General features: G+C 36.2%; 20 protein-coding genes and 1 riboswitch. Of the genes, 8 read left to right on the top strand and 12 right to left on the bottom strand.

Annotation, left to right across the window (positions count from 1 at the left end; translation table 11 throughout):
• Nucleotides 1-41: 41 nt before the first annotated feature.
• On the bottom strand, nucleotides 42-947 hold the full coding sequence (locus tag C1726_RS20255; protein WP_102274803.1) for a nuclease-related domain-containing protein: 906 nt from the start codon (nucleotides 945-947) through the stop codon (nucleotides 42-44).
• 454 nt (nucleotides 948-1401) lie between these two features.
• Here C1726_RS20255 and C1726_RS20260 point away from each other — a divergent pair, with 454 nt between their 5' ends.
• Complete coding sequence (locus C1726_RS20260) at nucleotides 1402-3324, top strand: ATP-dependent DNA helicase (protein ID WP_102274804.1); 1923 nt, start codon at nucleotides 1402-1404, stop codon at nucleotides 3322-3324.
• Nucleotides 3325-3358: 34 nt separating this feature from the next.
• On the opposite strand, the gene C1726_RS20265 is transcribed toward C1726_RS20260, so the two are convergent.
• From C1726_RS20265 to C1726_RS20290, 6 genes are all read right to left on the bottom strand, one after another.
• Nucleotides 3359-3658 (bottom strand): metal-sulfur cluster assembly factor, encoded by a 300-nt coding sequence (locus tag C1726_RS20265; protein WP_102275875.1) that lies wholly within the window; start codon nucleotides 3656-3658, stop codon nucleotides 3359-3361.
• Between the two features lie 14 nt (nucleotides 3659-3672).
• On the bottom strand, nucleotides 3673-4917 hold the full coding sequence (locus tag C1726_RS20270) for a hypothetical protein (RefSeq protein WP_102275876.1): 1245 nt from the start codon (nucleotides 4915-4917) through the stop codon (nucleotides 3673-3675).
• A 197-nt stretch (nucleotides 4918-5114) separates the two neighbouring features.
• On the bottom strand, nucleotides 5115-5321 hold the full coding sequence (locus C1726_RS20275; RefSeq protein ID WP_102274805.1) for a DUF2249 domain-containing protein: 207 nt from the start codon (nucleotides 5319-5321) through the stop codon (nucleotides 5115-5117).
• 5 nt (nucleotides 5322-5326) lie between these two features.
• A complete protein-coding gene (locus C1726_RS20280; protein ID WP_102274806.1) occupies nucleotides 5327-5560 on the bottom strand; it encodes a DUF2249 domain-containing protein in 234 nt (77 codons plus the stop codon).
• A 33-nt stretch (nucleotides 5561-5593) separates the two neighbouring features.
• Nucleotides 5594-6283 (bottom strand): Crp/Fnr family transcriptional regulator, encoded by a 690-nt coding sequence (locus C1726_RS20285; protein ID WP_053476747.1) that lies wholly within the window; start codon nucleotides 6281-6283, stop codon nucleotides 5594-5596.
• A 284-nt stretch (nucleotides 6284-6567) separates the two neighbouring features.
• Complete coding sequence (locus C1726_RS20290) at nucleotides 6568-7725, bottom strand: MFS transporter (RefSeq protein ID WP_102274807.1); 1158 nt, start codon at nucleotides 7723-7725, stop codon at nucleotides 6568-6570.
• A gap of 203 nt (nucleotides 7726-7928) precedes the next feature.
• Between C1726_RS20290 and C1726_RS20295 the strand changes: the two genes are divergently transcribed.
• From C1726_RS20295 to C1726_RS20305, 3 genes are all read left to right on the top strand, one after another.
• Complete coding sequence (locus tag C1726_RS20295) at nucleotides 7929-8162, top strand: DUF2249 domain-containing protein (RefSeq protein WP_057763941.1); 234 nt, start codon at nucleotides 7929-7931, stop codon at nucleotides 8160-8162.
• 118 nt (nucleotides 8163-8280) lie between these two features.
• Nucleotides 8281-9795: a carboxypeptidase M32 gene (locus tag C1726_RS20300; protein ID WP_102274808.1), complete on the top strand. Its 1515-nt coding sequence runs from the start codon at nucleotides 8281-8283 to the stop codon at nucleotides 9793-9795.
• Between the two features lie 66 nt (nucleotides 9796-9861).
• Nucleotides 9862-10770: a DMT family transporter gene (locus C1726_RS20305; RefSeq protein ID WP_407642077.1), complete on the top strand. Its 909-nt coding sequence runs from the start codon at nucleotides 9862-9864 to the stop codon at nucleotides 10768-10770.
• A gap of 36 nt (nucleotides 10771-10806) precedes the next feature.
• Here the strand turns inward: C1726_RS20305 and C1726_RS20310 are convergent, their stop codons facing one another.
• Genes C1726_RS20310 through C1726_RS20320 form a run of 3 tightly spaced genes read right to left on the bottom strand, consistent with a single transcriptional unit; the run spans nucleotide 10807 to nucleotide 13115 of the window.
• Nucleotides 10807-12453 carry a b(o/a)3-type cytochrome-c oxidase subunit 1 gene (locus C1726_RS20310; RefSeq protein WP_102274810.1) on the bottom strand — a complete coding sequence of 549 codons (1647 nt, stop codon included), beginning with the start codon at nucleotides 12451-12453 and terminating at the stop codon, nucleotides 10807-10809.
• Nucleotides 12453-12929 (bottom strand): cytochrome c oxidase subunit II, encoded by a 477-nt coding sequence (locus C1726_RS20315; RefSeq protein WP_102274811.1) that lies wholly within the window; start codon nucleotides 12927-12929, stop codon nucleotides 12453-12455. Before C1726_RS20315 ends, C1726_RS20310 begins: the two co-directional genes overlap by 1 nt.
• Before the next feature lie 30 nt (nucleotides 12930-12959).
• Nucleotides 12960-13115 (bottom strand): cytochrome c oxidase subunit 2A, encoded by a 156-nt coding sequence (locus C1726_RS20320; RefSeq protein WP_102274812.1) that lies wholly within the window; start codon nucleotides 13113-13115, stop codon nucleotides 12960-12962.
• 382 nt (nucleotides 13116-13497) lie between these two features.
• A riboswitch (purine riboswitch) is annotated at nucleotides 13498-13599 on the top strand.
• A 146-nt stretch (nucleotides 13600-13745) separates the two neighbouring features.
• Here C1726_RS20320 and C1726_RS20325 point away from each other — a divergent pair.
• Both C1726_RS20325 and C1726_RS20330 read left to right on the top strand, forming a co-directional pair.
• On the top strand, nucleotides 13746-14342 hold the full coding sequence (locus tag C1726_RS20325; RefSeq protein WP_102274813.1) for a xanthine phosphoribosyltransferase: 597 nt from the start codon (nucleotides 13746-13748) through the stop codon (nucleotides 14340-14342).
• Nucleotides 14339-15646 carry a nucleobase:cation symporter-2 family protein gene (locus C1726_RS20330; RefSeq protein WP_102274814.1) on the top strand — a complete coding sequence of 436 codons (1308 nt, stop codon included), beginning with the start codon at nucleotides 14339-14341 and terminating at the stop codon, nucleotides 15644-15646. The genes C1726_RS20325 and C1726_RS20330 overlap by 4 nt, the downstream gene beginning before the upstream one ends.
• A gap of 198 nt (nucleotides 15647-15844) precedes the next feature.
• Here C1726_RS20330 and C1726_RS20335 read toward each other — a convergent pair whose 3' ends face one another.
• Nucleotides 15845-17884 (bottom strand): hypothetical protein, encoded by a 2040-nt coding sequence (locus tag C1726_RS20335; RefSeq protein WP_102274815.1) that lies wholly within the window; start codon nucleotides 17882-17884, stop codon nucleotides 15845-15847.
• A gap of 449 nt (nucleotides 17885-18333) precedes the next feature.
• Nucleotides 18334-18807 carry a chemotaxis protein CheX gene (locus C1726_RS20340; RefSeq protein ID WP_102274816.1) on the bottom strand — a complete coding sequence of 158 codons (474 nt, stop codon included), beginning with the start codon at nucleotides 18805-18807 and terminating at the stop codon, nucleotides 18334-18336.
• 266 nt (nucleotides 18808-19073) lie between these two features.
• Here C1726_RS20340 and C1726_RS20345 point away from each other — a divergent pair, with 266 nt between their 5' ends.
• Nucleotides 19074-20162, top strand: a complete 1089-nt coding sequence (locus tag C1726_RS20345; RefSeq protein WP_102274817.1) for a type III polyketide synthase — start codon at nucleotides 19074-19076, stop codon at nucleotides 20160-20162.
• Nucleotides 20163-20165: 3 nt separating this feature from the next.
• Nucleotides 20166-20726 carry an isoprenylcysteine carboxyl methyltransferase family protein gene (locus C1726_RS20350; RefSeq protein WP_102274818.1) on the top strand — a complete coding sequence of 187 codons (561 nt, stop codon included), beginning with the start codon at nucleotides 20166-20168 and terminating at the stop codon, nucleotides 20724-20726.
• The last annotated feature ends 122 nt before the right edge of the window (nucleotides 20727-20848 follow it).

Consider the following 20848-nt stretch of genomic DNA (forward strand, 5'->3'; position numbering starts at 1 on the left):
AAGAAGGCTGAAACTATGCCCCAGAGAACCGAAAGTATTTTTCATTCATAATATGTCCATTGACGAACCCCCATTATTTTGAAATTTTCACTTAAAATCCTTCTTATTCTTTTTTTAGACTTCACTACCTTACACCATTCATGAATGATATTTGTAGTAACTTTTTTTTCAGGAAAAAGAAGTTTATATTCTTCTACACTTCTCATCACAGCAGCTTCAACTGCTTCCTCGAACCCGCATTTATGACAAATACATATTTTACCCATATTAGAAACTGTAATGGAGGTACAATTAACACATGTAATTCCCTTATGCATTTCCTCATATTTATAAGATGGTAATTGATTAAAAGGAGGATCTTGAATATGATGAAGGATTAGTTTATCAGCCATTCTGTTATGTTTTTCATTTAGCTTTGTGGAGCTCTTATTTAGTTTTTTCAAAAAGCTATTCACTTGTGTTGGTAAAATAAATGGTTTGTCGAGAGGTGTTTGGTATAAGGTGAATTCGGGATTGATATATACGATAGAAGAATGAATGGGGATTGTAATTCCAAGGGAATGAAGGAACTGACGCAGTAAAGATTCACTTCTTATTAATTGAATCAATGGGTTATTTATTTCGGATTTTGGAATCTTATATAATTTATCTGATTCATAATAATAGTTACCTTCATAATTTTTCACTTCGAAAAGATAAATAGTATCAGACATTATTATGAGTGAATCAATTTGAAAGAGAGTATTATTTTGTTTGAGCAGCAGATCATTTAAGATCAAACATTCACATTGAAGCTGTTCTGTTAGTGAATCAAACAGTATTTCGCCCTCATATCCTTTTTTTAGATTAAAATAGAGCTGTTTAACCTTGGAAGATAAACATATTCGGGAATCTAAGGCTTTCAGTATTAATAATTCAATAGATTCCATTCGAGGTTTATAAATCATTGTCAACATCCTTTCTTTTTTTGAAGTTCCAAGTCTATTATAATAAAAAATGGAAGGGGTTTTCCAAAATCAAGTAAAAATTTTGTCATAAATGAACCTCCAGATATTATGATCCTAGTTTAAATATGCGTACCGGTGTCCATTATATATATAGATAAGATAGTTAAAAACTAGTCAGCAGTTATTCTTTTAATCGTGTACACAATAACAGTTAATATAGCTAGTGATAAGAGGGCGGGCAGAAAGCACGCTCTTTCACTATTTATTAACTATCCAGAAACATTACTTGACACTGACTCAATATGCGATAAAATGGTTGTTGGTCTTTTGTTTATATAACCATTGAGAAATTTAAATTCCTAGAGCGGATAGAAGTAGAGAACTCGGAGTGTTGGGGATCTTCCCAACCATAGATTGCAGCTCTAACCTCCGAACTCTAGAACGGAGGGATACTATGCAAAGCAGGATGCCATTTGCATTGTCCAAAAGTGAATCATTTTTTGAAAAATTAAGTGAATGGATTGGCGATGTTTTTTACGATATATTGCCTGAAGCAGGCTTTGAATTACGTGATGAACAAATTTTTATGGCTTTTCAGGTGGAAAAGGCATTTAAAGAAAAGAAGGTTATCTTTGCAGAAGCAGGTGTGGGAACTGGGAAAACACTTGTTTATTTACTATATTGTATTGCCTATGCTAGATATGTAAACAAGCCTGCGATTATTGCATGTGCAGATGAAACATTAATTGAGCAGCTTGTGAAAAAAGAAGGAGATATTGCTAAGCTTGAAAAAGCATTAGGGTTAACGATTGATGTAAGGCTTGCAAAATCAAGAGATCAATATTTGTGTTTAAATAAGTTAGACAGGCTTATTGCAACAGAAGATATGGATGCCTATAATTCCATCTATGATAGACTTCCAGAATTCGTTCATTCTGGTTCTTCCATGCAAGTGTTTGAAAAATATGGTGACCGCAAGGAATTTCCTGAACTTCCTGATGAAAAATGGGGAAATATTGCTTGGGATCCGCTTCAGGATTGCTTCACATGTGAAAAGCGCCATCGTTGTGGACAAACACTTAATCGGGACTACTATAGAAATGCCAAAGATATTATCATATGCTCCCATGATTTTTACATGGAGCATATTTGGACAAAGGAATCAAGAAAGCGTGAAGGGCAGCTGCCATTGCTGCCAGATAGTTCTTGTGTTGTATTTGATGAAGGGCATTTGCTTGAATATGCTTCTCAAAAAGCACTGACATATAGACTTACTGAACAAACACTTGAAACACTTTTAACGAGATTAATGGAAAATTATGTAAGGGAAAAGACATTAAATATAATTGATGATGCAATTATTCAAAATGAACGGTTCTTTTCTGCTTTAACGGACGCCTCTTCTGTTACTGAAGGATCTGATAAAAGAACCATTCAAAAAACTGCAGAGGTCTTGAAGCAAGGAAGAAGGCTGCTTGATCTAATAAGTTCATTAGAAGAAGAGCTTGTGTTTGAAAGTGAAATGTATGTAATTAATGAATATGATTTAAAAATTGTTGAAGAATATTTGGAGCAGATTTCTTATTCACTTTCGCTTTTCTTAAAGGATTTAAAAGGAATTACCTGGTTTGAGGAACATGATGGGGAAAGAACACTCGTCATAATGCCGCGAATGGTTGAGGATATAATGAGGGAAGAAGTCTTTTCGCAAAAGAAACCTTTCGTTTTCTCTTCAGCTACTCTATCAGAGAATAAATCATTTGATTATATGGCAAAAAGCCTTGGGATAGACAATTACTTATCTTTTTCCGTTGCCTCACCATTTGATTATGAGGAGAATATGGTCATTTCCATGCCGAGTTTTTCTGAAAACAAACTCGATGCAAAAATGCAATATGTCCATAGGCAAATTGAACAATCTGAGGGCAGAGCATTAGTATTGTTTACTAATAAACAAGAACTGCTAAGCTTTAAAAAGTATATAACCGGAAAGACCACCCTTTCTTTATATTTTGAAGGGGATGCTGAAATTAGTACATTGGTGTCAAGTTTCCAAAATGATGAGCATTCTGTCCTTTGCTCGGTTCATCTATGGGAAGGGCTGGATATTCCCGGAAGATCACTTGAAAATGTCATTCTATTTGCATTGCCTTTTCCGCCGCATGACCCGGTTTTTACAGCAAAACGCGAAAGTGTAAAAGAGCCTTTCAAAGAAGTGGATTTGCCATACATGATTCTTCGATTAAGGCAAGGAATTGGTCGGTTAATTCGTACACATGAGGATAAAGGAACTGTTCATATTCTAATAAATGAGAATGAAAAACAAGAAGTAATTGAATTAGTTAAAAGTGTACTGCCAACTGTATTAAAAGTGTAATAAGAAAATCCCCTCGTTTGAGGGGATTTTTTTATTAACGTCCAATCTGCTTTAATCCATCTGGAGTCATCTTTTCTGGAGACCAGGCAGGCTCCCATACGAGGTTAACCTCTACCTTGGAAATTTCCTCCATCTCTTCTAGACAGTATCTTACACCGCTAGTAATGCTGTCATGCAAGGGGCATCCAGGCGTTGTTAATGTCATTGTCACGTAAACAGAATCCTCTTCAGGAAACTCGATATCATAAATTAACCCTAAATCAACTACATTTATATTAAGTTCAGGATCCATTACTCTTTTTAAATTGCTTAGTACTTTTTCTTTTAATGTCATCATGTTTAACCCTCCTATTTAGTAACTACTTTAGCAATGGCAAAACAGAATAAGAAGCATGCGATTGTAAATAATAACTGACCAGATATGAAAACTGCTTTGCTGCCGATGAAAAGAGAAAGAGCAACACCAATAATTCCGATTACGAGACATACAAATACAGGTGTGGATGCACGATCATTAACCATATCCTTAAGTGCAGGAACATCCTTTTTTCCAATTTCCTTGCTGTATTTTGCTGTCCACCATAAGAAGGGGACAATTTTATATAAGTAGCCAATGATACTAAAGGCTATCCAAAAGAAAAGATACATCATTAGTAAAGGACCAATTGCTTTAGGAAAAACACCAGTTAGAGCTGTGATAACAGCTGCCAAATGAATCAATCCGCCGCTTAAAATGGCGATCAGCGCAAAAGTAAACGAGCGGTCCAGCTTCTTTTTAACCCTTTTCTTTAGGATGAGTGAAATATGATAAATAAATATGGAAAATCCAATGAGCTGCAGCAATAGACCAGTTGTTAAAGCGGCGTTTGACTCTGTAAAGAAGGAGACAATTGCAACTAGTAATCCTCCAGCATAAAACGGATAAACAAATTTTGCAGGCTTCATGCTGTATCCATGGGATAGCGAGAACATTGGCACCATTTTATATGAAAAGCCAAAAATTAGCATCGTAAACCAGCCAGCCGTTCCAAGCAGTAAATGGCTTTTAAAGATTGCGAAATATTGATTGGCTGCCGCTCCTGATTTCATGCTATATAGCATGGTTATTCCTAGAGCAATCGTAAGAAGCAGACAAACCAATGCGCTGCCAACATATAAGGTTAATATATTTGGCTTTGCTTGTTTACGTAAGGTCATAAACATTTGAAAAAGGAACATGAGTATCCCAATTAATGTGATGATTCCAGGGATGAGCGCGTTTTGTGGATCATGAAACAAGAAATGTGCAAATGCAAAAGTCCCGATGGCAGTCACACCAAATTGAATAAAGCCAAATGTTTCATTCCAAATTGGAGTCAGGAAAGCGACGGGAACGAGCTGATACATAGCACCCATTGCAATCATTAGCGCCCAGCCTAAAATGAACAGATGAGCTGCTGACCAGATGCCAGGAACGCGGAATTGGCCATCCATTAAAAAATCGCCTTGAAACAAAAGTAAAATCTGTGATGCCATCAAAGCGGCCATGCTGACAAAAATAAAAGAAAATGGGAGTTTAATATTTGTTTCATTGCCTGAAGCTGAAGGACCCATCTTCATCACCTTCTTTTTAAAGGAAAATTTATAAGTGAATGTAGCTTGCATCTTTGAATAATATGTTCTACGTCCAGCTCCAGCGCCTACCCCCTCGAGGTCATAAGCCAATCCTCCCAAAAAGGTAGAGAACACCTTTCCGTGAGGCTCGTCTTATGCTATGCCTGAGGCTGAGCAAGGCACTTCCGCATTAGTTTTTATTTTGTAATCTCTATTAAATAGCTTCCATCTTCCCGTTCAGATGTTACATGTTTATATCCTTTTTCATCTAATTGCTCATATAAAAACATCGGTCTTCGATCATTAATAATTGATAATGTTTCACCTGCGGATAAGGATTCCAGTGCATCAAGCGTCCTCATCATTGGCTGAGGCGGTTCAAGTCCCCGATTATCTAGAATCATAGTAATTACCCTCTTTTCGTAAAAGTGACTTTCCAATGTTTTTTCTCTAATTCTTCTGCTTCGTGATCAAACCCTTTTGCTTTTAAAACAGTAAATAGGGGAGCAGGCTTAAATGGAGCATGGAGGATAAATACATCCCCTTTTTCAAGCCCGTTTATTGCCTGCATAATCTTTTGAAATGGCTCTAATTTGTTTTTTATATCTTCCCTAACGTCTAGCTCGATTACTTTATTTTCCATTTATACTCTCTCCTTTAAATGTGTAATTTATTATTAAAGAATTTCTTGCTTGAGACCATCTCGATTAACTAAAAAGAATCCTTCCTCGTCTGTTAACAAGAAATCTTTTTTCTTTAATTGGCTGATTGTTCTGCTCACTGTTTCCCTCGAAGTTCCAATCATATTTGCTAGTTCTCGATTGGTGAAATGAGTAGTGATTTTATATAAATCATCTAATTTCATTCCATTCGTTTTGCAAAGCCTTAAGAAAAGCATAATAATTTGCTCATACGTATTATGAAGAATTTGTTCCTCCAGCCGATTTTGCAAATCAACGATCTTTTCCCCCAATACTTTGAATAGCTTGATACAAAGCAATGGATTAGTAAGAAGGATTTTTTCGAAATCATCGATTGGGATTGTTATTAGTTGTGCTTCTTCAATTACTTCCGCATGTGCTGGATAATTCCCTTGTCTAAAAAAACCTGCGTGGGGAAACATTTCTCCTGCCTCTAGAACGGAAACAATTTGCTCTCTGCCAGATGTATCAGTTTTATAAATCTTTATTTTCCCTGAATGGATAAAAAACACGCGATCAAGCGGATCACCCTGCATAAATACATATAATTTATACTTATACAGTCGGGTTTGGGCGATATCTACAATATGGGAAAGCTCCTCCTTCTCTAAATCTTTAAATAGAGGAACTGCCTTGAGGCGTTTTTCAATGTCCTCAATTCTCAATTAGTTCACCTTCTTACAATTTTCTAGCTTAATATAAACCAAGTGTAGCACGATATTTTCGGAAAATAAGTGACCTGAATCATAGAAAATAAATATTTTGATTCTCATTCTCAACTAATAAAAAAAGAAAAAAAGAACCCGCATTTAAGTGGATTCCTTTTCCTCTGCGCAATCAAAACAAAGTGTTTGCTGCTCCTCTGTATGAATACCATTAAAAAAACCATCAATACAATAGAGGTCCTTCCCGCATAAGTGGCATTTACTTACGAGTTCTCTCAAAGTGATCACTCCATTCGATTATGTAAAGCTGTTTTTCTTTTGAAATAAAAGAATATCCAAATGCTGTTAACTAATAATAGACAGGCTGCAATAATAAATCCTGTACTAAAGGTAACAGATAAAATACCTGTTAATGAAGATCCAGCAACAACCCCGAGAGAGAAAAATGCGTAGAACAATCCAAAAGCTTTTCCTCTTGTTTCTTCATCCGTTTGTTCAACGAGCATAGCAGATATAGATGGAAACAAAAAGGCAAAGCCAGCTCCATATAAAACCATACAAAAGAATAGAAATGGAAGAGAAGCTGCTCTGCTTAATAGAATTAGAGCAAAGCCAATGATGATCATTCCAAGCACCATCGTATGATGGTGCTGGTATTTATCAAACAACCGATTTGTCGGCAGCCCGAAAATTAATATGGCTGTAATTCCAAATGTACTAAGCAGCATCCCGCTAAAATGTGTCCCAAAGTTAAGTGCTTCAACTTGTAATGGCAGCATATATGCTAAAACACCTTGAGCAAACATTAGGGAAAAAGCACCAATGAAGCTAAAGGCTAATAAAGGAGTCTTTAAAATAGAAAATAGTGTATAGAAAGATGATTGATCCTTTTTGTTCTTTGAAACTGACCGAGCTGGCAAAATGAATGCTGAACAAACAGCAATTAGGAGCATCACACAAGCAATGATAATAAATACATACTCAATATTGTATTTGGATGCGACTATTCCTCCAAAAGCTGGACCGATAATAGCAGATATCCCGACTGCAACACCTGAAATTGCCATGGATTTTCCCTGCTTACTCTCTGTTCCTCTATTTGCAAGAACGGTAAAGGCCGCGGGTACGAGAAATCCGCTAAATAATCCATGAAAGAATCTTACTATCATTAGCTGACCAGGTGTAGTTACAACCGCATAAAGAAGCAAAATGGCAGCGGTTAGAGAAAAGCCGAATAATAAAACCTTTTTGCCCCCTTGCTTATCAATCCAATAACCGGCCAATATATTACCGAACATATTTGAGAATGAGTACATTCCGACAATTAAACCAATGAAAGCAGGTGATGCACCTAAACTTTTCGCAAAAGGGCTCATAATCGGCAATTGGGAGAACATATCGAAAAAAGAAATTAAAACGATAATTAATATAAATTGTTTCATATAAACTAATCTCTTCCTAATTATATAAATTTACTTATTCCTATTATAACTGTTTCTAAAAAATAAAACGATGATTGTACATAATGAAGTGAAATTTTGGCTATGGGGAAAATATCATAGGATTAATGTGACCCCTCTCACTAATTAATTCCTGTTAATTATATAAAATGAGGTTGTTAATAAATAATTAGGGGGAAAGAAAAATGAAAGAATTTGCTCAAACAGTCAACGCGCCTGATTATCCGCCAAGAGAAAAGCATCCAACGATTTTTAAAGCGTTTGATTCATTGCAATCAGGTGAGTGTATGCAATTAATCAATGATCATGACCCTAGACCGTTACAATACCAATTTATGATGGAAAGAGAAGATCAATTTACTTGGGAATATCTTGAAGAAGGTCCTGATACTTGGAGAGTAGCAATCGGAAAAAAATAATTATCTAATTTATTATATGGAACAAAGGAAGACAACAGATTACGCTGTTGTCTTTTTCCATTTTTCGAAAGAATGTGATAATATAAAGGAGTTCAAATGATTAAGAGGGGGAAAGCGAATGAACGAGACTGTAAGACTAGTAGAAAAAGAATTTTTGGATTACGTGAAAAAGATGGAAGCATATAAAGAAGCCTTAGGATTAATTTATTGGGATTTACGGACAGGTGCTCCAAAACAAGGAGTGGAACAGCGCTCGGAAGTTATTGGTATGTTATCTACTGATGTCTTTAAAATGTCTACATCAGAAGAGATGGCCTCGTACATAGCTGAATTAACTGGCAATGAATCAATCCTCTCAGAAATAACGAAGAAAACACTTATTGAATGTAAAAAGGAATACGACCTCAATAAAAAGATTCCTGCTGAAGAGTATAAGGAATATGTGATTCTTCAGTCAAAGGCAGAAAGTGTCTGGGAAGAAGCAAAGGAAAAATCGGATTTTGACATGTTTCGCCCGTACCTTGAGAAGCTTGTTGCAATGACTAAGCGTTTTATTCAGTATTGGGGTTATGAAGGGAATAAATATAATACATTATTGGACATGTTTGAACCTGGTGTAACAGTGGAAGTGCTTGATCAGGTGTTCGGCAAGTTAAGAGAAAAAATCGTCCCGCTTGTACAAAGCATTTCACAATCGGAGCATAAATTAGAAACAAGCTTTTTGTTTAAACATTTTCCAAAGGGAAAGCAGCGCGACTTTAGTTTAGAAGTTCTTAAACAAATGGGCTATAATTTTAATGCTGGCCGCCTTGATGAAACTGTTCATCCATTTGCGACAGGGTTGAATCCTGGGGATGTTCGTGTAACAACTAAATATGACGAAAAAGACTTTAGGACAGCAGTATTCGGAACAATCCATGAGGGCGGTCATGCGCTATATGAACAGAATATTTCTGCAGATTTAATCGGTACACCTTTATGCAGCGGAACCTCTATGGGGATTCATGAATCTCAATCTCTATTCTATGAAAACTTCGTTGGACGTAATTATTCTTTCTGGAAAAAGAATTACGCTTTATTAAAAGAGTATTCTGAAGGACAGTTCGATGAAGTCAGCTTAGATGATTTTTACAGGGCAATCAATGAATCAAAACCTTCACTCATTCGGATTGAAGCAGATGAATTAACCTATCCACTTCATATTATTATTCGCTATGAAATTGAAAAAGGGCTGTTTAACGATGAAATAGAAGTGAAGGATCTGCCTGAAATTTGGAATAAGAAATATGAGCAATACTTAGGTGTTAAGCCAGAAAAAGATGGGCAAGGGGTTCTGCAGGATGTTCACTGGTCAGGCGGAAGCTTCGGGTATTTCCCTTCCTATGCATTAGGGTATATGTATGCGGCGCAGCTGAAGAATACCATGCTGAATGACATTCCAAACTATGATCATCTTTTAGAAGAAGGAAATCTGCTGCCAATTAAAGAATGGTTTACTGAACATATTCATAAATATGGCAAGATGAAAAAACCGCTTGATATTTTAAAGGATGTTACCGGTGAAGAGTTAAATGCGAATTATTTAATTGATTATTTATATGAAAAATATAGCAATGTGTATCAAATAAACTAACAACGATGAAGGGGATGACGTCTGTCATCCTCTTCCATCATATATGGAGAGAATGCCTTGAAGAAAATGTTACCTTATATCATGATTGCATCTGGAGCTAGCCTTTGGGGGATGATCGCGTTCTTTGTTAAAGGGTTAGGAGCATATGACTTTACAGCGATGGAAATTGTGGCAATTCGGGTTATCTTTGCTGCTGTTTTTCTTCTGATTATAGGTTTTATCCGCTACCAAAAAGAAATGAAACTTAAGCAAGTGAAAGATGTCAGGCTGTTTATTGGGACAGGAATCCTGAGTATTGTCTTTTTTAACTTTTGTTATTTTACAACTATTAGTCAAATGAATATTTCTGTTGCCGTGATTCTTCTATATACTTCTCCTGCCTTTGTGACAATCCTTTCCTTTATTTTTCTAAAAGAAAGCTTAACTATAAAGAAGATTGCAGCAGTGGCAGGGACCATTTTAGGCTGTGTTTTAATTGCAGGGATAACAATGGGAGACAGCAATATTACTTTTATCGGAATTATCACCGGATTAGGTTCAGGACTAGGATATGCTTTATACACGATATTTGGGAAGTTTGCTCTCGAAAAATACCAGCCATTTACAATTACACTATATACATTTCTTATTGCAGCAATTGCACTCATTCCTGTAACTAGGCTTTGGACTAAGCTTGACATATTAATGGATATGAATGTTTTACTGTATAGCATTGGCTTAGGGCTGATTCCAACTGTATTAGCTTATTTCTTATATACATGGGGACTTGAGAAAACAGAGGGAAGCAAAGCAGCTATTATTGCCACAGTAGAACCGGTTGTTGCAACATTTTTAGGAGTATTTCTTTATGGGGAAAAGCTTGGGGTTTATCAAATCATTGGCGCATTATGCATTCTAGGATCCGTATTAATCGTCAATATCTCTTTCCGGAAAAAGAGCATGAATACAAGCGGAAATACGGATTTGGCACAATAAAAAACACTCCGGTCCATTGATCGGAGTGTTTCCAGTTTACCAAAGTTTAAAACCTTTTGATCCCGGAGGAGCATTTTGTATTAAATCAATAAATGGAACGGTATAAGCAAACAAGATTAATAGAACGGTAATACCAAGCCATAATTTCATGTTTTCAAATACCATTGGTACTTTTTCGCCTGTCATTGATTCACCAACAGGGAAGTCTTGTTCTCCTTTAGGAGCAAAGAATGCAAGGTTGATAAAGATGTAAAGCATAAGAATAATACCAATAAATAGAATTGATCCGCCAACTGCTTGGGCAATTTGATATGGGATCCATTCAGCAGCTTGTGCTGAACCGCCGTATTCTGAGAAAGCAGAACGACGTGGTGCACCTAGTAAACCAGCCGCGTGCATAGCTCCAGACATGAATGTCATCCCGACTGTCCATGTAACACCTTGAATAATGGCTAGCTTATTCATTTTCTTTGTTAGTACACGTCCAGTTAAATGTGGAATTAGCCAGTAAGCAATACCAAAGAATGTTAATACTACTGCTGTTGCAACAGTTAAATGGAAGTGGCCTGTAACCCATATCGTGTTATGAACAACTTGGTTCATTTGGAAGGAAGCATTAATAATTCCACCTGCACCAGCTGGGATGAATGACAGCATACCAATGAATGGTACAACAAATCGTGCATCGCCCCAAGGAAGCTTTTTAACCCATCCAAACAATCCTTTTGCTCCTTTAGAACGGCCATAGCTTTCGAATGTTGCAAACAATGAGAAAGCGGTCATTAATGAAGGAATAACTACTAAGAATGTTAATATGGTTTGTAAAAATTTCCAAGCCGGATCAATACCTGGTTCTAATAATTGGTGATGGATCCCAACTGGAATTGAGAAAAATAAAAATAGGACAAATGATAAACGTGCTAATGAATCTGAGAAAATTTTTCCGCCAATAATTTTAGGAATGATAACATACCATGCCATATATGCAGGTAATAACCAGAAGTATACTAGTGGGTGACCGAAATACCAGAATAATGTCCGGCTCACTCCAACATTTACAGTTTCTACTAAACCTAAAGACCAAGGCAATAATTGTAATAGAACAGTAGCTGCCACACCAATTGTACAAACGATCCACATCAAAGTATTAATAAGTGACATGTATGTTAAAAGTGGGCTTGCTTGACCTGGATTTTTCTTTCTCCATTCAATATATTTCATAATGATAACTGCACCATCAATCCAGCTACCAACAATTACGAGTGTCAGTCCAATATAATAGAGAGCATGTGCTTGTAATGGTGCATAAAAAGTGTAAAGGACAGATGCTTCATTTAATAGAATCATGGTAGCAGCCATGATTGTACCAATTGTCATTACCGCAAAACCAATCCAGCCAAACATGCGCTGACGGTTGGTAAGTGTTCCTGAAGTTCTGCTTACAGCGGCAATTTGAAAACCCATAATAAAGAAAGTAGTAAGTACAAGGCCTAAAACAACACCGTGAACAGTTAAAATTTGGTAGTACCCAATGCCTGCCGGTAATTCAAATTTACCAGAACGTACTAGAACTTGTAGTAAACCTGCAAGTCCGCCAATTGCTAAAGCGATAAATGCCACATAAAAATGGGCCATTGATAATTTGCCATCTCGGCGGTCAACTTTTAGTTTATCTTTAAGCATTATTCAACCACCTCAATTTTTGAAGTCATCATATGGTGTCCAACACCACAATATTCATTACAAAGAATTAAGTATTCACCTGTTTTATCAAATGTTGTAATATGTTCACTTATATAACCAGGTTCGAGCATCATATTTATGTTTGTTCCTGCTACTTCAAATCCGTGTATGACATCCTTCGTAGTCGCGATGATTTTCACTTTTGCTCCTAGCGGTACTTCAACCGCTCCTGGACTGTAAGAAAATGCGGAAGCGACAAAAACTAATTCATAATCCCATTCTTTACCTTCAACTTTTTTAAGTCCTGGCTCGTTAAATGGTGCTGTTGTATCTACTTTCACAGGGTCAATGGTTGCTAGACAGCTTGGGGGCTGATTGCCAAGGTAGAATGCACTAACACCAATAACTGTAAGAAATACAATCAGCATGGCTACTCCAAAAATGAGCCAAATTTTCTCAAACTTATGCATATGCATGGCTTTTTTCTCCTCTCAATGATATTAAAACTAAAAACGGCTTAAGAATAAAAAGTAAACTGCTACCCATGAAACTACTAGGAACGCTCCTAATATGGCGACTGATGCTGCCGTACCCTTTAGAGAAGAGCTATCCTCTGCTTCAATTTTCGTTTCTTTCTTACTATCGAGTTCTGTTTTCGCCATTTCCCTTCACTCCCTTCGAAAATTTGAAAAAAGTAAATGATTACAGTTTCATAATACAAGACAATCGCTAAGAATCTACACCGTTATTGGGATTTCACAAAATGTTCATTCCTAACTTAATTACTATACTAATAGTGAAAAATTGATTTTTCAGTGATAAATATCACGTCTTGGGTGTGATAAATGTGAAGAAATTGTGAAGCTTTTTATGGTATCTTGACAAGATGATTAAACGAACAGAATATTTCGTGAAATCAACGAACAACCCTTGTTTTTGGATAGTTTAAAAAACACGAACATTTGTGGTTCTGATCTTAATATAGTTCGTTTTGTTTTTTGTGAAACTATTGATTTTTTATAAAAGGATGGTATAATAACTTTATTAATTTAATAGTCTTTCACTCATATAATCGCGGGGATATGGCCTGCAAGTTTCTACCGAGTTACCGTAAATAACTTGACTATGAGTGAGCAATGGATAGAGATGGTTTGTCTCTTTCTTGCCATTCACTTTACTCTGTAAAGCCTGAAGGTCATTGCTTCACTCATTTTTATGATGTGAATGCAATGTCCCTCAGGCTTTTTTAGTTTCTATAACCTGAAGGAATCATTAGAGGAGGAACAAACAACATGGATTTACTTATTAAAACGATCAAAGAGGAAGGAATTGTACTGTCAGATTCAGTATTAAAAGTGGATTCCTTTCTAAATCATCAAATTAACCCTCAACTAATGTTTGAGATCGGTAAGGAATTTGCAGACCGCTTTAAGGAAGATGGGATTACAAAGATTGTAACAATCGAGTCTTCTGGGATTGCTCCATCTGTTATGGCAGGTTTACAATTAGGCATTCCGGTTATCTTTGCTCGTAAAAAGAAATCACTGACACTAGTGAATGATTTATTAACGGCAAAAGTTTATTCATTTACAAAACAGGAATCAAATGATATATCCGTTTCGAAAAAATATTTAAATGAGGATGACAGAGTTCTTATTATTGATGACTTTCTTGCGAACGGGCAGGCTGCGATAGGATTAGCAGATATTGTTAAGCAGGCAAATGCTGAAATTGCTGGAATTGGGATCGTCATTGAGAAAGGCTTCCAATCTGGCGGCAAGCTTCTTCGGGAACAAGGCTACAGAGTTGAATCACTAGCAACCATTCATTCATTAGATGAAGGAAAAGTGAGATTTACATCGGATAAAACAGAGGAGGCAGTAAGATGAAACAGCACCCGTTTAAAATTGCTTCATTAGGGATCCAGCATGTACTAGCTATGTATGCAGGTGCTGTAATCGTTCCGTTAATTATCGGGGGAGCACTTGGATTAACAGGAGAGCAGCTGACATACTTAGTATCAATCGATATTATGACAAGCGGATTGGCAACTATCCTGCAAGTTTGGAGAAATAAATATTTCGGCATCGGTCTTCCGATTGTTCTCGGCTGTACGTTTACTGCAGTAGCTCCAATTATTGCGATTGGCAATTCATATGGGATATCAGCGATTTATGGAGCCATTATTGTTTCAGGCATATTTGTCGTTTTAATAGGTAAATACTTTGGCAAGCTTGTTCGATTTTTCCCTCCAGTTGTAACAGGTTCTGTTGTTACAATTATCGGGATTACTCTTGTTCCAGTTGCTATGAACAATATGGCTGGCGGTCAAGGCAGCCCAGACTTTGGCTCATTGTCCAATATTGGACTTGCGTTTGGCACGTTAGTATTTATTGTTCTCCTTTTCCGTTTTTCGAAAGGTTTTATTCGGTCTATTTCGATTTTAATTGGATTAATTGCTGGAACAATTGTTGCCTTCTTTATGGGGAAGGTTGATTTTAGTGCTGTTGTGGATGCTTCGTGGTTACATGTGGCACAGCCATTTTATTTCGGAATGCCTACTTTCGAATTTACCCCAATCATTACAATGATTCTTGTTGCTATGGTAAGCTTAGTTGAGTCTTCTGGAGTTTATTTTGCACTAGGGGATATTTGCGGGAAGAAAATTGAAGAAAAAGATCTAGTTAAAGGCTATCGTGCGGAAGGTTTAGCGAGTATTATTGGCGGGATATTCAACTCATTCCCCTATACAACTTATTCACAAAACGTTGGTCTTATCCAAATCTCAGGTGTAAGAACGAACAATGTCATTTATACTGCTGCTGGGATGCTAATTTTGCTTGGGTTTGTTCCGAAAATTGGTGCACTCACTACTGTTATCCCTCCATCTGTTCTAGGCGGAGCAATGATCGCAATGTTTGGGATGGTTGTTGCTTCTGGGATTAAAATGCTGAGTAAGGTAGAATTTGCTTCACAGGAAAATTTATTAATTATTGCTTGTTCTGTCGGGATGGGACTCGGAGTTTCTGTTGTACCTGGGTTATTTTCGCAGCTGCCAGAAAACATTCGGATTTTAACAGAGAATGGAATCGTTGCAGGAAGCTTGACTGCTATCATGCTTAATATCTTATTTAATGAATTGAAAATAAAACAAAAAAAGCCTGAAATCATTGAAGAGCCGAAAGCTTCTTAAAGTACTTTTAGTTTTAATGTGGCTTTGCGAATAGGTTTCAGATTTATTTCTTCCAAAAAAACCAGCTGATCAAACGATTAGCTGGTTTTTTTACAATGGACGTATTGCAGTTGCAAAAGGGCGCAATCGTTTCTTAGGAAAAGTGTGCTAAAAAGATTAATAAAAATTGGAATACAGATGTAAATAGGATTTTTATTTTTAATCCCATCTATCGATTTTAATCATTCTAGTAGTGTCATTTGAAGTTACCTTCAAGGTTAAATTCCACTCAATGTCTTTAGAATAGCCTACTCCACAAGCAGTTGCCTTTTCAGCCTCTTCAATAGGGGTATTAGCTGTATATGCTTCTAAAGTTCTTCTTATTTCACGAAGTTCGGATTTTAATGTTTCGTTAAAAAATCCTCGACCTTTCCCTTCTGACAGATCTTTCACTCCATCTAACAAGAAAAAAATATGAGTTCCAGATTGAGGAACGGGATTTTCTCCCCATAAATTAGGTGAATTAGTTATCCCATTTACCTTGACAAAAGTATTTGCGGAAACACTCCATGAGTCGTCAGAGGAGTAAGAATGACTAATGATAGTAGGATGCTGTCCTTTAACATAGTTGAAGACAAATACATCTGCTTGATATCCATCTGCTCCGGCAACACCATTGTAAATGTAGACTTTTCCGTTTACTTCTAACTCAACCTTATACGGTGTATATCCATTTCCTCTTTCACAATAGTTGTGAACATAAAATCTGTAATGCCCTTCTGGTGCATTCTGAATCCATCTAATATTTTCAACAGGTGAGGAATCCCTATGTGATCCACCATTCATATCAATATCTAGCCATCCGCCAATTTTATCTTGTTTCTCCCCATAATAAATATGCTGCGCCCTTGGAGTAATGCAATGTAAATCCAAATCAGTATAACCTTCCCAGATTAAAGAGCATCTAATTTCATTGTTCTCATACCTTCCTCCTGCACGTTCAACCCTTCTTTTGATTTCTCCATCAATCCCGCCATGATAGTACCAGCTAAATGGATTATCCCATTGTAAAATATTTTCAGATGTATCATCAGATGCAGTAACTAAAGCCATTAATCTGCTAGGATTATCTATCAAAGCTTCTATATTTTCGGCGGATGGTAAGATCGTTCTTTGGAATTTTTCCCATGTCATAACTGTACTTGGCAGATCCATTTTTCTCGCTGTCGTTTTTTCTCTAGGAATTAGATGACCAAATACTCCAGACTTTTGTTCTGATGAATTTTGTATCGTACGGTTTTCCCATAAAAACGAATATATTTCTTCATAATTTGCATATCTTCTTTGTAGGGAATTGGCAATTCCTAATTTTTCAATGACCTTCTCTGCCTGCTCTATGCTGCCTTGAGTTGGAGCTGCTTGTGATCGCATATAGTTTGATGGATTCATCTTTTCTTCAAATCTTCGAGCAACAGATTCAATTGCCATTCCAGAAACGATATCATCCAACAATGTTCCAATTATAGAACTTTTTACATGGGTAAAACCTGCAGGTGCAGAACCGACGGCTAACCATTTGATATTGGCTTTCTGAGTTGAATGGCTTAGGGTATTTAGTGTATCATGCAGTTCTTTTAGCCACTTTGCCACTCCTAAAATCCTCTCTGAACGATATAATGATTCTGATTGTAGAAGTGTTAATGCTTTTTCAACGGTTCCTATTGAATACTCTTGAAGGGCGTTAGAAAGCATTCTATATTCTTCCAATTTTTCAGCTCTAGCTTGCCCTGCAGTTTGTAACCTAGAATGATTTATTAGTTCATTAGGCAAATCTACAGAAAGATGGTGCCATTCATTTGTAACTGGACGCCCTAATGTATGTGTATCAGAAATAAAGATGCCATTAACATTTGCTTTTTCAACAAGTTCCTTCATTGCCTTGACAGACTTCTTAAAGAATTCCGGCACTGCATTTTCATCCCAAATTATAGATGCAATTTTCCCGTCTATTGAAATAGTAGCTAAATTACCGAATTTTTCTATAAATCCTTTGCATGCACTGCAAGAATAATGCTGTTGAGCTTCTATTAGTATGTTGTTTATGTAAGTTTCATATAATCCAGCTGCATCTGTTGTAAAAATTTTTGATCCATTTTTTATCTTCGAGTTAAAATGGTGTTTAACCATAGTTAAAAATTTGGGATATTGATCATTATCGTTTATATATAAATCTTTTTCTTTATTTTTATTTTCGTTCATTTTTCTGCTCCCTCTAACTATATTTTACTAGTTATCTATATTTTTCCATTAAATAATACCATGCTTTTGCCATATTTAAATGTATCTTTGTACCTTTTAGTTTTTATAATGGGTTTTGAAAAAAAGTATAGCTTAAAAATTATTAATAAGTTTCCTTAAAGGAAAAAATCAATTGGTATGAAAATATTCTTCACACCTTCTTCAAAGGAGTAATATGATAGCTTATAGTTCTCATATTAGGATGTGTGTAGAAAATGATGGAGAAATATTATTGTGATAACTGCAGGGTATTATATAATGAAGAAGAAAAATGTACTGTATGCGGTACAATGGCGAAAAATAAATTAGTTATTGAAGTGCATAAGCAAAATAATTCGAATAGTCATTCAGCACCGGAGTAATCCGGTGTGTTTTTTAGAAATAAAAAAACGGTACTGTTATGTACCGTTTTAACTTCCTTCTATCATAAGAACAACCATTAAATCCCCAACATTTTGAATTTGAATTGGTAATTTTAAGGCTTTAGAAAATCCATATACCTTTGCACCCCCAACTAGTACGGTTGGTGGGGTAATATCCATTTCAAATCCTTTATCAGAAATAAAAGTCGAAAGATTGCCAGCGATCATATTTCCTAGTTCCCCTGAAAATGATTCCAGCATTTCTCCCTCAAGAGCCATCCCAAACATTGCCTCGCCAATCTTGCCAAAAACAAATGAATCGCCATCAATTATTATTCGGCCTCTTACATCGCCTGTCATCCCGATTAAGACACCAATAGAATGCTGCGTGAAAGGTTGTGTAAATAAGGATGGTTTATCTACAGTAATTTCTAACGGCAAAATAGTTTTAACTGCATGAATGGTACCGTTTAAAATATCTGTTACACTTTTCGTAATTGTTGTCACACCGCATTCCTCCATTAAAGAGCTATTTTTAATTTTATCATATTTGTCGAATTTTAGATGTAAAGAATATTAAAAAACTATTCAAATTTTTCATTGTTTATAAATTAAATAGAAGTTGGAAAATATTTGTTGATGAAGAGGATCTGAAATAATCATATAATAATTATGCACAACAACTCCTTCAAAACAATAGACTTCCTCCATTTAGGGGGAAGTTTTTTTTGCATAATTATCTAATATGTGGAAAAAATATCCTTAACTATTTAAGGGAGAGGGTCTATATGCCATCAATTGTTTCAGTAGGGGAGGCTGTACCTAAGCATATTTTAAATCAGGATGAGGTCATGGATTTTGCTAAAGACTTATTTTCAGAATCCTTCCGGGATATTAACCGATTATTAAATGTGTTTCATAATGGTCAAATTGAAAAAAGGCATTTTGTAAAAGGGATGGATTGGTTTAGAGCAGATCGATCATTTAAAGAAAGAAATGATGCTTACATAGATGCGGCTTTCGATTTAGGAATTCAAGCAATCGAGAACTGTTTAACAAACAGCTTTTTTCTTAAAAGAGAAATAGCTGCGGGCGAAATTGATGCGATCTTTTGTATATCAAGTTCAGGTTTGGCTACACCAAGTATTGATGCACGAATTATGAACAGGCTTCCTTTTTCAACGCATACAAAAAGAATTCCTATATGGGGGTTAGGCTGTGCAGGCGGTGCCTCTGGCCTTTCCCGAGCTTATGAATATTGCCTTGCTTTCCCCCATGCAAAAGTATTAGTGCTTACGATTGAATTATGCAGCTTGACCTTCCAACGAAATGACCGTTCCAAAAGTAATTTAATTGGTACATCTCTGTTTGCAGATGGGGTGGCGTGTGCTCTAGTAACTGGTAATCATACAGAAAAAGCTTCTTTTCAAAAACTTGGATCCAGTCCTTCAATCATTGCAGCACAATCAACACTTTTGTCTGATTCTTTGGACATTATGGGATGGGAAGTAAAAGATGAAGGATTGTATGTTGTATTTTCAAAGGATATCCCTTCAATTGTTGAAGGCTGGCTAAGACCGAACGTAACGTCCTTTTTATCTGAACAGCAGCTGACAATTAAAGACATTCAGCATTTCATTGCCCATCCAGGGGGAAAGAAGGTAATTGATGCATATGTTCAAGCATTAGGGATTCCTGCAGGAATGACTGATAAACCATTACAAGTTTTAAAGGAATATGGGAACATGTCTTCATCAACTATTCTATATGTATTGAAAAGATTTATGGAAGAGGGACATGCTGGTGATTACGGTCTTGCTGCAGCGCTTGGACCTGGGTTTAGCTCAGAGCTGCTCTTATTGAAATGGGAGGCATAGCAAATGTTATTTTATATTTTTGTGTTCCTTTTAATATGCCAAAGAGTATTAGAATTATTAATTGCTAAAAGAAATGAGCACAGGATGAAACAAAAGGGAGCAATCGAATTTGGGCAATCTCATTATCCGTTCATTGTGGCTGTCCATTGTTTGTTTTTTGTTTCATTGATTATTGAGGTGACTTTCTACCATAGTGATTTGTCTCCATATTGGGCAATATTTCTTTTGCTCTTTTTCATTGCTCAGTTTGGAAGACTGTGGGCGTTAACATCATTGGGAACATTCTGGAATACGAAAATTATCGTCTTGCCTGAGGCGAAGATAGTAAAAAAAGGACCTTACCGGTATGTAAAGCACCCAAATTATATTATCGTTGCAATTGAGCTGATTGTCATCCCGCTCCTTTTTCAAGCCAATATAACGGCCATTGTTTTTACCATACTGAATGCAATGATCCTTAGTATCCGGATTCCTGCGGAGGAGAGGGCTTTAAAGTCATTAACTGAATATAAGGAGACATTTGCAAAAAGCTCTTCTCAAATAAATGATGTTAAAAAAGTGTGACAATTCATCTTTTATATTGATAATGATTATCGTTCGTGATAAAATCCTAATTGAAGATGAAAATTGTTCTCATTTCAATATTGACGAGGAAGGTGTTGTTACATATGGTAGCGATATTTATT

This window comes from Cytobacillus massiliigabonensis, from assembly GCF_900199725.1.
In the GTDB taxonomy this organism is placed as follows: Bacteria; Bacillota; Bacilli; order Bacillales; family Cytobacillaceae; genus Cytobacillus; species Cytobacillus massiliigabonensis.